This is a genomic window from Nocardia flavorosea (genome assembly GCF_015477805.1).
In the GTDB taxonomy this organism is placed as follows: domain Bacteria; phylum Actinomycetota; class Actinomycetes; order Mycobacteriales; family Mycobacteriaceae; genus Nocardia; species Nocardia flavorosea_A.
On record NZ_JADLQL010000006.1, the window covers coordinates 211202 to 223417 of the forward strand.

12 protein-coding genes are annotated in these 12216 nt (G+C 67.7%); 9 read left to right on the plus strand and 3 right to left on the minus strand.

What is annotated here, in order from left to right; all coding sequences use genetic code 11:
• Nucleotides 1-94: 94 nt before the first annotated feature.
• Nucleotides 95-1303, minus strand: coding sequence for a CaiB/BaiF CoA transferase family protein (locus IU448_RS24930; protein WP_195058128.1), 1209 nt, complete (start codon nt 1301-1303; stop codon nt 95-97).
• A gap of 223 nt (nt 1304-1526) precedes the next feature.
• Nucleotides 1527-2993, minus strand: a complete 1467-nt coding sequence (locus tag IU448_RS24935) for an aldehyde dehydrogenase family protein (protein WP_195058129.1) — start codon at nt 2991-2993, stop codon at nt 1527-1529.
• A 232-nt stretch (nt 2994-3225) separates the two neighbouring features.
• Between IU448_RS24935 and IU448_RS24940 the strand changes: the two genes are divergently transcribed.
• The 8 genes from IU448_RS24940 (at nt 3226) to IU448_RS24975 (ending at nt 10304) form a co-directional block, all read left to right on the plus strand.
• On the plus strand, nt 3226-3933 hold the full coding sequence (locus IU448_RS24940; protein WP_195058130.1) for an SDR family NAD(P)-dependent oxidoreductase: 708 nt from the start codon (nt 3226-3228) through the stop codon (nt 3931-3933).
• 48 nt (nt 3934-3981) lie between these two features.
• Complete coding sequence (locus tag IU448_RS24945) at nt 3982-4176, plus strand: ferredoxin (protein ID WP_195058324.1); 195 nt, start codon at nt 3982-3984, stop codon at nt 4174-4176.
• Nucleotides 4177-4200: 24 nt separating this feature from the next.
• Nucleotides 4201-5553, plus strand: a complete 1353-nt coding sequence (locus IU448_RS24950; protein WP_195058131.1) for a cytochrome P450 — start codon at nt 4201-4203, stop codon at nt 5551-5553.
• Between the two features lie 99 nt (nt 5554-5652).
• Nucleotides 5653-7338 (plus strand): thiolase C-terminal domain-containing protein, encoded by a 1686-nt coding sequence (locus IU448_RS24955; RefSeq protein ID WP_195058132.1) that lies wholly within the window; start codon nt 5653-5655, stop codon nt 7336-7338.
• A 395-nt stretch (nt 7339-7733) separates the two neighbouring features.
• A complete protein-coding gene (locus IU448_RS24960) occupies nt 7734-8255 on the plus strand; it encodes a DoxX family protein (RefSeq protein WP_195058133.1) in 522 nt (173 codons plus the stop codon).
• A 20-nt stretch (nt 8256-8275) separates the two neighbouring features.
• Nucleotides 8276-9115, plus strand: coding sequence for an NAD(P)-dependent oxidoreductase (locus IU448_RS24965; protein WP_195058134.1), 840 nt, complete (start codon nt 8276-8278; stop codon nt 9113-9115).
• Nucleotides 9116-9218: 103 nt separating this feature from the next.
• The gene (locus IU448_RS24970; RefSeq protein ID WP_195058135.1) at nt 9219-10013 is read left to right on the plus strand and encodes an NAD(P)-dependent oxidoreductase; all 795 of its coding nucleotides are present in this window, start codon (nt 9219-9221) and stop codon (nt 10011-10013) included.
• Nucleotides 10014-10073: 60 nt separating this feature from the next.
• Nucleotides 10074-10304 carry a hypothetical protein gene (locus tag IU448_RS24975; RefSeq protein ID WP_195058136.1) on the plus strand — a complete coding sequence of 77 codons (231 nt, stop codon included), beginning with the start codon at nt 10074-10076 and terminating at the stop codon, nt 10302-10304.
• A gap of 134 nt (nt 10305-10438) precedes the next feature.
• Here the strand turns inward: IU448_RS24975 and IU448_RS24980 are convergent, their stop codons facing one another.
• Entirely contained in the window at nt 10439-11218 is a 780-nt protein-coding gene (locus IU448_RS24980; RefSeq protein ID WP_195058137.1) for an NAD(P)H-dependent oxidoreductase, read from the minus strand.
• Between the two features lie 140 nt (nt 11219-11358).
• Here IU448_RS24980 and IU448_RS24985 point away from each other — a divergent pair, with 140 nt between their 5' ends.
• Nucleotides 11359-12204 carry a helix-turn-helix transcriptional regulator gene (locus tag IU448_RS24985; RefSeq protein WP_195058138.1) on the plus strand — a complete coding sequence of 282 codons (846 nt, stop codon included), beginning with the start codon at nt 11359-11361 and terminating at the stop codon, nt 12202-12204.
• Nucleotides 12205-12216: the final 12 nt, after the last annotated feature.

The window sequence follows — 12216 nt, forward strand, 5'->3', positions numbered from 1 at the left end:
CGCGCTGTCGATCCCGGCGGTCCCGCCTGCGGCCGGCCGACGCGTGACCAGGCCACGCAGGCCGGACTCCGCACACCGCCGGCGGTGCCGGTACTCAGGCGACAGCGCCGCCGGTTTTCAACTCGATGATGCGGTCCCAATCCCAGCCGAGTTCCAGCAGGACCTCTTCGGTCTGGGCGGCGAACTCCGGCCCCGGCCGCAGTTCCGGCGGGGTGAGGTCGAACTGCACCGGGCTGGACACCAACTCCAGTTCGCCGGCGGGGAGAAGGTAGTCGTTACCGCGAATCTGGTGATCCGCACCGACCTGATAGGAGTCCTGCACCGGCGCCCAGGGGCCCTTCAGAGTCGCGAACTTCTTGGTCCATTCCGCGAGCGTCCGCTCTGCGATGGCCTCGCGCAGGATTTCCACACCGGCATCCGTATTGGCCGCGATCCGCGCGGCATCGGCGAACCGCGGGTCACCGGCCAGGTCGGGACGGTCGATATGGTGGCAGACATCGGCCCAGAACTTGCCCGGCTGCAGCATGACGAAGGACAGGTACCGGTCGTCGGCGGTCTTGTACAGCCCCGACAGCGGATTCGCCATCGCACCGTGCGTACCCGGCGGCGGTGCGACCATCGGCTCCCGCTGATACGCAGACAGGGCCACGGTATGGCCGAGCGACCACAAGCCACTGCCCAGCAACGAGACATCGACGACCGAAGCTTCGCCGGTGCGCTCTCGCTTCAGCAGTGCCGCGGCGATACCGCCGGCCAGATTCGTGCCGGAGATCGTATCCCCGAACGCGGGCCCGGGCGGCGAGATCATACCGTCGGTGCCCTCCGGGGTAATGGTCGCGGCGATACCGCCGCGGCACCAGAAAGCCGTCATATCGTAGCCGCCGCGATCGGCCTCCGGTCCCCGCGGACCGAGCGCGCTACCGCGGGCGTAGACGATCTCCGGGTTCACGGCGCGGATATCGTCGATATCGATCCCGAACTTGGTGCGCGCGGACGGCAGGAAACTGGTGAGGAAGACATCCGCGCGCCGCGCCAGCTCGTAGATGACCTCACGCCCGCCCGCGACCGACATATCGATACCGATACTGCGTTTCCCGCGGTTGGCGTGCTCGATATTCGGGTTCGGGTCGCCCTCGACCTTGAACTTGCCGATCTGACGCAGCCCGCGCTGCGGATCTCCGGTCACCGCGTGCTCGACCTTGATCACGTTCGCGCCCCAGTCGGCGAGCACCGCGCCCGCCGACGGTACGAACCCGTACATCGCGACCTCGAGGACCGTGATCCCCTCCAGCGGTTTGCTCACGCGGCGTCTCCTTTCGGCACGAGCGAGAGCCCTACGTGGCCACGCTCCGCTACCGCCTCCGGGCCTGACTCGCTCATGCTGTATCCATCGCGCACGAGCGAGAGCCCTACGTGGCCACGCTCCGCTACCGCCTCCGGGCCTGACTCGCTCATGCTGTATCCATCGCGCACGAGCGAGAGCCCTACGTGGCCACGCTCCGCTACCGCCTCCGGGCTTGACTCGCTCATGCCAGGACCTCGGCGATGGTCTTGCGTTCCATGAACTCTTCCATCCCCACGACGCCCATTTCGCGTCCGACACCGGACTGTTTGTAGCCGCCGAACGGCGCGTCGGGGTGAAAGTAGTTGCCGCCGTTGATGCTGAAGGTGCCGGTACGGATACGCCGCGCTACCGAGCGGGCGCGTTCGGCGTCGGCGCCGAAGACACCGCCGGACAGGCCGTAGATGGAGTTGTTGGCGATCGCCACGGCGTGGTCGATATCGTCGTACGGAATCATCGCCAGGACCGGGCCGAACACTTCTTCCTGCGCGATCTCGCTGTCGGGGTCCACGTTCGCCAGCAGGGTCGGTTTGTAGAAGTAACCCGGATCCACCTTCTCACCGCCGGCCACCAGGGTGGCGCCGGCCGCGACCGCGCGCTCCACCAGACCGTGCACTTTGTCACGCTGACGTTCGCTGATCAACGGACCCATATAGTTCTTCGGGTCGGCCGGGTCACCGTAGGTCACGTCGGCGAGATTCGCGGCGACCAGTTCGGCGATCTTGTCGTGGTCGGCCCGCGGTACCAGCAGGCGCGTGGTGATGGCGCAGCCCTGCCCGGCGTGCGAGCAGATGCTGAACGCGGCGAACATGGCGCCCATGTTGTAGTCGGCGTCGTCGAGCAGGATCGCAGCGGATTTGCCGCCGAGCTCGAGGAATACCTTCTTCAGGGTGGCGCTGGCGGCCGCCATGATCTTGCGGCCGACCGGGGTCGAACCGGTGAACGATACGACATCCACGTCGGGGTGCGTGGTCATCCGTTCGCCGACGGCCACTTCGGAGCTGGTGAGGATATTCACCACGCCGGCCGGGATATCGGTGTGCCGCGCGATGAGTTCGCCCAGCGCCAGGGTGATCAACGGCGTATCGGGCGCGCCCTTCAGGACGACGGTGCACCCCGCGGCCAGCGACGGCGCGAGTTTCGCGAATGCCAGCTGGTAAGGATAGTTGTAGGCGGCGATGGCCGCGACGACGCCGGCGCCTTCTTTCTCGACCCACCGCTGATGCTGTGCACCGCGGATCTCGACCGGCCCGAGGTCTTCGGTCCAGGTGTAGTCCGGCAGCAGCCCGGCGTAATACTTGACGATTTCGAACGGTGTTTCGAGCTGGTTGCCCTTGGTGAGGATGTAGCTCGCGCCGACCTCGGCGATCATCAGGGCGCGCAACTCCTCCACATTGTCCCGGAGGGCTTGATAGAGCTGTTCCAGGCAGTGCGCACGGAATTCGTGATTCGTCGGCCAGTCGGTGGTGTCGAACGCGCGGCGGGCGGCGGCGACAGCGGCGTCGACCTCGGCCACACCGGCTTCGGGCGCGTAGCCGACCACTGCACCGTTCGCGGGATTGAGCGAGGCCAGGGTGCGCCCGGTCTCGATCAGCTGCCCGTCGATGAGCAACCGTTGGGTGGCAGTCGCCGCTTGTTCCTGCGTTGACATCCCGCCTCCTCGAAGTCTGTGGAAATAGCATTCTCACTTCAGGAGAATAGTACATTTAGGGATGCGGCCACGCGGCCGATTCGTTGCGCTGGAGCTATCCAGCTCGCAGCCGACCTGCGGCCGATTGCGCGGATCGCGCCGATCTTGCGCAGCCGAACTTTACGAGAGTACGGTTCTCGCATTAGGGAATTCATGTTCTTGCGTCGGTGGGCGCGAGAGAGGAGAGGCCAGCGTGAAAACCGCAGTTGTCACCGGCGGCGCATCGGGCATCGGACTGGCCATCGCGCAGCGGCTCCGCAGCGACGGGTTCCACGTGGCGGCCCTGGACCGCAATGCCTGCGCCGACGACGATTCCGCCTACCGGGCCGATGTCACCGACCCCGACAGCCTCGCCGCCGCGCTCGGCGCCATCCGCGAGAAACTGGGCCCGGTCACCGTGCTGGTGAACGCCGCCGGCGTGGACGGATTCAAACGTTTCCAGAACATCGATTTCGCCGAATGGCAGCGCGTGATCGAGGTCAACCTGCACGGCGTCTTCCATACGATCCAGGCGGTACTGCCCGATATGCTCGAAGCCGGTTGGGGGCGAATCGTCAATATCTCCTCCTCCAGCGCACATTCGGGGCAGCCGTTCATGTCGCACTATGTCTCGTCGAAATCCGCGGTCAACGGGCTCACCAAATCGCTGGCACTGGAACTCGGCCCGGCCGGAATCACCGTCAACGCGGTGCCACCGGGATTCATCGACACCCCCATGCTGCGCCGCTCCGAAGAACGCAAGCTACTCGGCGGCACCGTTGCCGACCATATTCAGCGCACTCCCGTGCGGCGCGTCGGTAAACCCGAGGATATCGCCGCCACCTGCGCTTTCCTGATCTCCGAAGAGGCCGGCTACATCACCGGCCAGATCATCGGCGTCAACGGCGGACGCAACACCTGAACCAGCCCTGAAGAATCCGCCGACCGCACTCGAAGGGAAGTGACAACCGTGAAGGTCCATGTCGATCAGGAACGCTGCCAGGGGCATACCCTCTGCTCGATGATCGCACCGAAAGCGTTCGAACTCAGCGAAATCGACGGCCATTCGTCGCCGGTGGACGAGAATGTCGCCCACGACCAAGAGGATCGGGTGCGCGAAGCAGCGCATTCCTGCCCCGAACGCGCCATCTCGCTCACCGAGTAGCCCGAGTAGCGCGAGGGGCAACCGATGTCCGCCACCGATTCCACCGGCCGTCGCCGGCCTCATTTCCCCTTCGACCGCTACGAGCCCGGCTACCGGGAATCGTTCCAGGCGATCACCGAGCATATGCACCGGCACTGCCCGATCGCCTGGACCGACAACCACGACGGCTACTGGGTAGCGGCGGGCAACCGGGAAGTCTTCGAACTCGCCCGCTGCCCCTATGTCTCCAACGACCGCGATGTCGAGGGCGTGCGCCGCGGGTACCAGGGCATCACGATTCCGTCGACGAACCAGGCGGCCATCCGCAACGGCATCCTGGAAATGGACGATCCCGAACACCGCGAACTACGGTCGGCGCTCAACCCGTACCTCTCCCCCGCCGCCGTCCAGCGGTGGATTCCGTTCGTCGACGAACTCGTGCGCGCCGCGCTCGACGAGAAGATCGCCACCGGGCGAATCGATTTCGTCGACGACCTGGCCAATATCGTGCCCGCGGTCCTGACCCTGGCGATGCTCGGCATCCCACTGCGCAACTGGGCGGTCTACAGCGAACCCGCGCACGCCACGGTGTACACCCCGCCGGACTCCCCGGAGTACGAGCGGGTGCACCGACTTCACCAGGAAATGGGCCTGGACATGTACACCAATCTGGTCGAGATCCGGGAGCATCCGCGCCCCGGACTCGTCCACGCGCTGGCCACCGAGGCGACGCTCGGCGGCGAACCGCTTTCCGATATCGAGATCCTGGGCATGCTCGGGCTCCTGATCGGCGGGGGTTTCGATACGACCACCGCGCTCACCGCGCATTCGCTGGAATGGTTGTCCGAACACCCCGGCGAACGCGACACCCTCAGCCGGGAACGCGACGAACTGCTCGATTCGGCGACCGAGGAGTTCCTGCGCTACTTCACCCCCGCGCCCGGAGACGGCCGGACCCTCAACACCGATATCGAACTGGCCGGCGCCCGGTTCGCCGAAGGGGAACGACTGTGGCTGTCCTGGGCGATGGCCAACCGCGACCCGGCGGTCTTCGAGCAACCCGACACCGTCGTCTTGGACCGGAAGGGCAACCGGCACTTCAGCTTCGGTCTCGGCATCCATCGCTGCATCGGATCGAATGTGGCCCGCGCGGTGTACAAACGGATGCTGCTGGCCGTGCTGGACCGGATACCGGATTTCCGCTGTATTCCGGAGGAAACGGTGCACTACGAGACGATCGCGGTCATTCAGGGCATGCGTCATCTCCCGGCCACGTTCACTCCGGGCGAGCCGCTCGGTCCGGGTCTGGCCGAAACACTGGAGAAGCTGCAGACGGTCTGCGATGAACAACGACTCGCCGAACCCGTGACCGTCCGGAAAGACGCCGCGCAGATCTAGGCCCCGGGCACCACAACGGTTTCCCGCGGCCGCGGCGGCCGGCCACCGCGGCCGGGAAGCAACGAGGAGATCACCGTACGGGTGAGGCGAGGAGGCGATATGGCATCGACGAACGGTGACGATCCGGCGCCCCGTTCCGGGCGACCGCTGCCGCTGCTGTCCCTGGACACCGAGTTCTTCTGGACCTCCGGCGCCGACGGGCGGCTGCGGATCCAGGAGTGCCGGGCGTGTTCGGCGCTGATCCATCCGCCCCAGCCGATCTGCCGGTGCTGCCGGGGTCGCGAACTCGCCCCGCGCGTGGTCTCGGGTGCCGCGACACTGGCCTCGTTCACCGTCAACCACCGGTTCGCGCTGCCGGGCCTGTCGCCCCCGTACGTGGTGGCGACGGTCGCGCTCACCGACGACCCCCGGGTCCGGCTCACCACCAATATCGTCGAATGCGATCCGGACGAACTCCGCCTCGGTATGCGGGTCGAAGTGGTGTTCCAGCAGGACGACGATGTCTGGCTACCGCTGTTCCGGCCCGCCGCGCACCAGCCGGAACCGGCGCCGCTGCCCGTCGACGAGATCGCGCCGGCCGAATTCGGTCAGCGGGTGACACCGATGCTGCGGCGCGACAAATTCGAGGACAGTGTCGTTCTCACCGGTATCGGGATGTCGGAGCTCGGGCGGCGGCTGATGCGGCCACCCTTGGAACTCACCGTGGACGCCTGCGAGCGGGCGGTGGCCGATGCCGGCCTGACCCTCGACGATATCGACGGCCTGTCCTCCTATCCGGGTGGTGGCAACCTGGGCGGTTTCGGCGAGGGCGGGGTCACCGCACTGGAATCGGCGCTGGGCATCCGGCCCACCTGGCACAACGGCGGGATCGAAACCTTCGGCCCCGGCGGCTCGGTGATCGCAGCAATGCTCGCCGTACACGCCGGGCTGGCCACCCATGTGCTGTGCTACCGCACGGTATGGGAGGCCACGTTCAACGAGATGATGAAACGCGGCGCCATCCCGGTTTCCGGCGGCGGGCGCACCTCCAGCTGGATGCATCCGTTCGGCTCCACCTCCGCCGCGCACACGCTGGCGCAGAAGGCGCAGCGGCATTTCCACGATTACGGAACCACCCGCGAAACGCTGGGCTGGATCGCATTGAACCAGCGGGCGAACGCGGCGCTGAACCCGAGTGCGGTCTACCGCGAGCCGATGACCATGGACGACTATTTCGATGCCCGCCCGATCACCACGCCGTTCGGTCTCTACGACTGCGATGTGCCGTGCGACGGGGCGGTCGCGGTGATCGTCTCGGCGCGCGACGCCGCGGTGGACCTGCCGGTACCCGGGATCGAGGTGGCGGCCGTGGGCACGCAGATCGTGGAACGGATCGAATGGGATCAGAGCACCCTCACCCACGAACCGCAGGTTCTCGGGCCGGCCGCGCATCTGTGGACGCGCACCGAGCTGCGGCCCGACGACGTGGATGTGGCCGAACTGTACGACGGGTTCACCATCAATTGCCTGTCCTGGATTGAGGCCCTGGGATTCTGCAAAATCGGCGAGGCCAAGGATTTCCTGGACGGCGGGAAGAACATCGCCCGCGACGGGATCCTGCCGCTGAACACCCACGGCGGGCAGCTGTCCCACGGCCGCACCCACGGGATGGGGCTGCTGCACGAGGCGATTGTGCAGTTGCGCGGGACGGCGGGGGAACGACAGGTCCGGGACGCGCGGGTCGCGGTGGTGTCCAGCGGGGGCCTGACTCCGGGCGGTGCCATGCTGCTGCGGAGAGGCTCCTGATGTGTGCGCACGCCGCGATCGCCGTGGGCCCGCGGGGTGGGCCGGCCATCCGTCCCGGCCGAGCCGGTCCCGTCCTGCGCGATCACGCATTCCCCGATCGCACCATCGACGGTGGCGGTTGCCGTGGGGCGACGAGACGAGCAGAGGGGGATCGGACCTGCGCCGCGTCGTCGGTGGACAGAAGCGCCGCCGGGGCGCGCAGGCGCGATGCCGACCGGACAGGCGTCCCGACGGACCACAACGCTCACAAGATCAGCCTCGGCCGCACGGCACCGGCCTACCATCTGACCGTGCTCGTTTTCGCCGAAGAATGTGCCGTCGCCCGGCGGACCGGCGAATGCACCGGGCCGGCCTGGCAATTCGACGGCGGCGCCCCGGCGCCGGAAAGGTAACCCATGGACGTCACCGATATCGCATTGTTGCTGCTACGGCTGGTCGTGGGTGCGACCATGATCGCGCACGGGGTAAACCACTGGATCGGCGGCGGCAAGATCGCCGGCACCGCGCGCTGGTTCAGCAGCCTCGGGTTACGCAACGGTGTCCTGCAGGCGTGGCTGAGTGTGATCACCGAGATCGGAGCGGGTGTGCTGCTGATCCTCGGCCTGCTCACCCCGCTGGCCGCCGCGGCGGTGATCTCGGTGATGCTGGTCGCCGCGCTGCTGGCGCACCGGAAGAACGGATTCTTCGTGATGCGCGACGGCTACGAGTACGTGCTGGTGCTCGGCGTGGTCTGCGTGGTCATCGGTTTGCTGGGTCCCGGGTGGCTGTCGGTGGACCACGCCGTCGGGATCGAGATCACCGGTTGGGCCGGTGGACTGATCGCGCTCCTCGCCGGTGTACTCGGGACCGCCGCACTGCTGGCCGTGTTCTGGCGGCCGGACACCGGTCAACAGGATTCGGCGAGCGCCGATTCCTGAACGCGCGAAGGGAGAATCGTATGCGCGTCGGATTCATCGGATTGGGTAGCCAGGGCGGGCCGATGGCCCGCCGGATCGTCGAGGGCGGCTATCCGACCACACTGTGGGCCCGCCGTGCGGTATCGGTCGAACCGTATGCCGATACCGCGGCGAAGGTCGCCGAAAGCCCGGCCGCGCTGGCCGCCGACAGTGATCTGGTGTGCCTGTGCGTTGTCGGCGACGCGGATGTGCGAGAAGTGCTGGAACGCACCGACGGTGTCTTCGCCGGCTTCGCCGCCTCCGCCGCCGGACGGACCGAGCGGCCCGTGATCGCCATCCACAGCACCGTCCATCCGGAAACCTGCCGCGACCTCGCCGAAAAAGCGAATGTACAAGGCATTTCACTGATCGACGCGCCGGTGAGTGGCGGCGCGCCGGCGGTCGAGGCGGGGCGGTTGCTGGTGATGGCCGGTGGTGACGCCGATACCCTGGCACGCTGTCTGCCGGTGTTCGGCACCTACGCCGACCCGGTGGTGCACCTCGGTGATGTCGGGGCCGGCCAGACCACCAAACTGCTGAACAACCTGCTCTTCACGGCGCATATGGCCACCGCCGTGAGCACTCTGGAACTCGGCGCACAACTCGGGGTGAGCCCGCAGCGGCTCGGTGAGGTGATCGGCAACGGCAGCGGGAACAGTTTCGCGCTGGGCCGGATCCTGGCGGGCGGCGGATCACTGGATCAGATCGCGCAACACGCCGGGGAACTGCTGCGCAAGGATGCCCGGCTGATCAGCGAGCTCGCCGAGACCGCCGGTATCACGCCCGGCGCGGTGCTCGACACCGCCGACGCGACCCTTGCCCTCATGGGCAAACCGCGCTGAACCAGCGTTGCGGAGAACAGCGGTCGCGAACGGTGCGCACACCCGCGGCCCGAACCCGTTCGGCGCCAGAGAGACCCGGCGTCCACGATCGAAGGAGAACCGAGTGCGTATCGGATTCGTCGGCGCCGGCCGAATGGGCCTCCCCATGATCGGGCGCCTCGCAGCCGCCGGGCACAGTGTGCGCGCGGTCGGGCGCAACCCTGGCACCCGCGCGGCGATCGAGGCCGCCGGCGCGGTCACCGTCGGCTCGGCAGCCGAGGCGGGGGTGGACGCGGACGCGGTGGTGATCTGCGTTTTCACCGACGACCAGGTACGCGCGGTCTGCCTCGACGGCGATCTGCTCGAAACCATGCCGGGCGATTCGGTGCTGATCCTGCACACCACCGGCAGCCCCGATACCGTGACCGCGATCGCCGCGGCCGCGGCCGGCCGTCAAGTGGTCGATGCCCCGCTCAGCGGCGGCCCGCACAATATCGCCGAGGGCGCGATCACGGTGTTCCTCGGTGGCGAACCGGAAGCGGTCGCACGGGCCCGTCCCGTCCTCGTGGCCTACGCCGATCCGGTGTTGCCGGTGGGCGCGCTCGGTAACGGCCAGCGCGTCAAGCTTGTGAACAACGCGCTGTTCGCCGCCCAGATCGGCTTGGTCACCGACGCGGTCCGGCTCGCCGGGCAACTGGGTCTTGCCGAATCGGAGGTACTCGCCGCACTCCCCCACGCGAGCAGTTCGAGCCGCGCGGTCCTCAGCGTCGCGGCCAAGGGATCGGTCGCAGCTTTCGCCGAATCCGTCGGCGATTTCCTCCGTAAAGATGTGGCGGTAGCCCGCGAACTAGCCGACCGCCTGGGCAGCGACCTCGGCCTCCTCGACCCCGCCATCCGCGCGGCCGTCGGCCCTGCCTGAACCACCGCCGCACACCCGCACCGATGTCCGAGCACGCACCGCAATCACGAATTCAGCGGGATGCGGCTGCTCTGCGAAGGGCATCGAGGAGTACTGGACCGCCGGACCGACGACAACGACCGGCGGCGAACCCTCGTCGCTATCGCCGATTCGCATCGAACGGCGGTAACGACCTGGCTCGGTGGCGCGGATGGCGGATGGCGCGACGCACTGGGCCCGCTGACCGCCGAGCGGCGCACCTTGGCCGTAACGACACGGCGCGCCTACGAGGAAGCCATCGCTGCCGGGTGAGGTCGCCCGGCTACGCGGCGATCCCGCCGGGCCGCGGGCACCGGTCCACTTGCCGCCGGCGCAGTCGCCATTGCCACAAACCGATCCGCACCCCGAGCAGTGCACACGCCGGCATTGTCCTGCTCAGGGACGGCTCAGCCGCTTGTATGCAACCCGAAACCGGTGCGGCCCGCTGGTTCGAGTCCCGGTTTCAGCTGGAGCGAGGGGATCTCGTAATCACCGAAGTTCTGCCGCCGGAACGGGATCGGCTCGGTCGAACCCAGGGTGAGCAGGCGCCGCTCCCATGCCTTGGCCACATCCGGGTAGGCCGCCGCGGTCATCCGGTCGGCGCCGTATGTCACGAACGGTGGCAGCACGTCGATGCCCGGATAGTAGAGGATGCCGTGGTGGATCGGGAACAGCAGATCCTCGACCGGTCCGTTGACTCCGCGGGCGGAGTAGTGCGATTCCTGGCCGCCGATGGTCACCGAGAGCAGCGCCTTACGGCCCGCCAGGGTGCCTTCGCCGTAGCGCTCACCGTACTTCGTATCGCTGTGCTCGCCGACGCCGTACGCGAAATGGTAGGTGAACACGCGGTCCACCCAGCCCTTGAGGATCGCAGGCATCGAATACCACCACAGCGGGAACTGGAAGATGATCATCTCGGCCCACAGCAGTTTCTCCTGTTCGGTGCGAACATCCTGGGTGAGATCTCCGGTATCGAAGGCCCGGCCCGAATCGCGGACGACCCGCAGCGGGGCCGAGGCGGCGGGACCGTAGTCCCCGGCATCCACCACCGCTTTCCAGTCCATCGCGTACAGATCGCTCACCCGCACCTCGTGTCCCGCTTTCTCCAGCGTGGTCACCGCGAGGTCTTTCAGCGCGCCGTTGAGCGACTGCGGTTCGGGGTGGGCGTAGACGATCAGCGTTTTCATCGGAACTCCTCCGGGTCGGGTATCTCCGATCCTGGGTGCCGCGTCGCCCGGCGTTCAGGGTCGCCGCTTCCACCGGACCGGGCTTCCTGGTATCGGCAGGACCACCCTGACCGACGCCGGCGCGGGCAATACTGGGGAACATGGACGATCTCGCGGGCTTCCTGCGCACCCGGCGCTCCCGGGTCGACCCGGCCGCTGCCGGTATCCCCACCGGCAGGTACCGCCGGGTCGACGGACTGCGCCGCGAAGAAGTCGCGCACCTGTCCGGCGTGAGCGTCGACTATTACGTCCGCCTCGAACAGGGCCGTGCCACCCAGCCTTCCGAGCAGGTTCTCGACGCGCTCGCCCGCGTCCTCGGACTCGACGAAACCGAACGCGCGCATCTCCACCGGCTCGCCCACCAGCGCCGGCGCCGCCCGAAGACGCCGGGCGGGCAGATCCGGCCCGAATTGCTGCGCGTTCTGGATTTAGTCGCCGACGCACCCGCACTGATCATGAACCACCGCCTGGACGTACTCGCCGGCAACCGCCTCGCCGAACTCCTCTACGGCCGGGTGATGCCGGGGCTGAACACAGCGCGGCACCTCTTCTTGGAGGAGGCCGAGCGTGGCCTGTACGCGGAGTGGGAAACCTGCACCCTCGACGCGGTCGGGCATCTTCGCCTGGCCGCGGGCAAGTACCCGGACGACCCGCGTCTGGTCTCGCTCATCGGGGAACTGGCGGTGGGTAGCGAACGTTTCCGCCGGCTCTGGGCCCGGGCGGATGTCCGCGCCCGCACTCACGGACGCAAGGCGTACCGGCATCCGATGGTCGGACTACTCGAACTGCATCAGGAGAACTTCGCCCTACCGGACGAATCGGGTCTGGAGCTACTGGTCCTCTCCGCTGTCCCCGGCAGCCCCGCCGAGGACGGGTTGCGCCTGCTCGCCGGCCTGGACGCGGACAGCCCCGCGGATTCCACGCCGGCTGCTCCAATGCGCGAGTAATCCCGGTCCGCA

Excerpts from the sequence above, each read along its gene's own strand:
- IU448_RS24960 (WP_195058133.1), top strand. The coding sequence starts at position 7,734 with ATGGACGTCACCGATATCGCATTGTTGCTGCTACGGCTGGTCGTGGGT.
- IU448_RS24985 (WP_195058138.1), top strand. The coding sequence starts at position 11,359 with ATGGACGATCTCGCGGGCTTCCTGCGCACCCGGCGCTCCCGGGTCGAC.
- IU448_RS24950 (WP_195058131.1), top strand. The coding sequence starts at position 4,201 with ATGTCCGCCACCGATTCCACCGGCCGTCGCCGGCCTCATTTCCCCTTC.
- IU448_RS24975 (WP_195058136.1), top strand. The coding sequence starts at position 10,074 with ATGCGGCTGCTCTGCGAAGGGCATCGAGGAGTACTGGACCGCCGGACC.
- IU448_RS24935 (WP_195058129.1), bottom strand. The coding sequence starts at position 2,993 with ATGTCAACGCAGGAACAAGCGGCGACTGCCACCCAACGGTTGCTCATC.
- IU448_RS24980 (WP_195058137.1), bottom strand. The coding sequence starts at position 11,218 with ATGAAAACGCTGATCGTCTACGCCCACCCCGAACCGCAGTCGCTCAAC.
- IU448_RS24965 (WP_195058134.1), top strand. The coding sequence starts at position 8,276 with ATGCGCGTCGGATTCATCGGATTGGGTAGCCAGGGCGGGCCGATGGCC.
- IU448_RS24955 (WP_195058132.1), top strand. The coding sequence starts at position 5,653 with ATGGCATCGACGAACGGTGACGATCCGGCGCCCCGTTCCGGGCGACCG.